Source organism: Streptomyces sp. NPDC046716 (genome assembly GCF_040645755.1).
In the GTDB taxonomy this organism is placed as follows: Bacteria; Actinomycetota; Actinomycetes; order Streptomycetales; family Streptomycetaceae; genus Streptomyces.
The window spans coordinates 1,948-3,270 of the sequence record NZ_JBEYYU010000134.1 but is presented as its reverse complement, the minus strand read 5'-3'; the positions used below and the strand labels follow the sequence as shown (position 1 = coordinate 3,270).

Sequence of the window (1,323 nt, the reverse complement as noted above, 5' to 3'; positions counted from 1 at the left end):
GGGTGGTTGGTCGTTGTTTGAGAACTGCACAGTGGACGCGAGCATCTGTGGCCAAGTTTTTAAGGGCGCACGGTGGATGCCTTGGCACCAGGAACCGATGAAGGACGTGGGAGGCCACGATAGTCCCCGGGGAGTCGTCAACCAGGCTTTGATCCGGGGGTTTCCGAATGGGGAAACCCGGCAGTCGTCATGGGCTGTCACCCGCTGCTGAACACATAGGCAGTGTGGAGGGAACGCGGGGAAGTGAAACATCTCAGTACCCGCAGGAAGAGAAAACAACCGTGATTCCGGGAGTAGTGGCGAGCGAAACTGGATGAGGCCAAACCTCAAGCGTGTGAGACCCGGCAGGGGTTGCGCTTGGGGGGTTGTGGGATCTCTCTTTCACAGTCTGCCGGCTGTGAGACGAGTCAGAAACCGTTGATGTAGGCGAAGGACATGCGAAAGGTCCGGCGTAGAGGGTAAGACCCCCGTAGTCGAAACATCAGCGGCTCGTTTGAGAGACACCCAAGTAGCACGGGGCCCGAGAAATCCCGTGTGAATCTGGCGGGACCACCCGTTAAGCCTAAATATTCCCTGGTGACCGATAGCGGATAGTACCGTGAGGGAATGGTGAAAAGTACCGCGGGAGCGGAGTGAAATAGTACCTGAAACCGTGTGCCTACAAGCCGTGGGAGCGTCGCGCATTGAGTTTACTCAGTGCGTCGTGACTGCGTGCCTTTTGAAGAATGAGCCTGCGAGTTTGCGGTGTGTTGCGAGGTTAACCCGTGTGGGGAAGCCGTAGCGAAAGCGAGTCCGAATAGGGCGATTCAGTAGCGCGCTCAAGACCCGAAGCGGAGTGATCTAGCCATGGGCAGGTTGAAGCGGAGGTAAGACTTCGTGGAGGACCGAACCCACCAGGGTTGAAAACCTGGGGGATGACCTGTGGTTAGGGGTGAAAGGCCAATCAAACTCCGTGATAGCTGGTTCTCCCCGAAATGCATTTAGGTGCAGCGTCGTGTGTTTCTTGCCGGAGGTAGAGCACTGGATAGGCGATGGGCCCTACCGGGTTACTGACCTTAGCCAAACTCCGAATGCCGGTAAGTGAGAGCACGGCAGTGAGACTGTGGGGGATAAGCTCCATGGTCGAGAGGGAAACAGCCCAGAGCATCGACTAAGGCCCCTAAGCGTACGCTAAGTGGGAAAGGATGTGGAGTCGCAGAGACAACCAGGAGGTTGGCTTAGAAGCAGCCACCCTTGAAAGAGTGCGTAATAGCTCACTGGTCTAGTGATTCCGCGCCGACAATGTAGCGGGGCTCAAGCGTACCGCCGAAGTCGTGTCATTCA

Annotated in this window: 1 rRNA gene (only partly in view); it reads left to right on the top strand. The window is 56.8% G+C overall.

What is annotated here, in order from left to right:
* Positions 1 to 49 precede the first annotated feature (49 nt).
* Positions 50 to 1,323: ribosomal RNA gene (locus ABZ930_RS41305) — 23S ribosomal RNA — on the top strand; it runs 1,924 nt beyond the window's last position.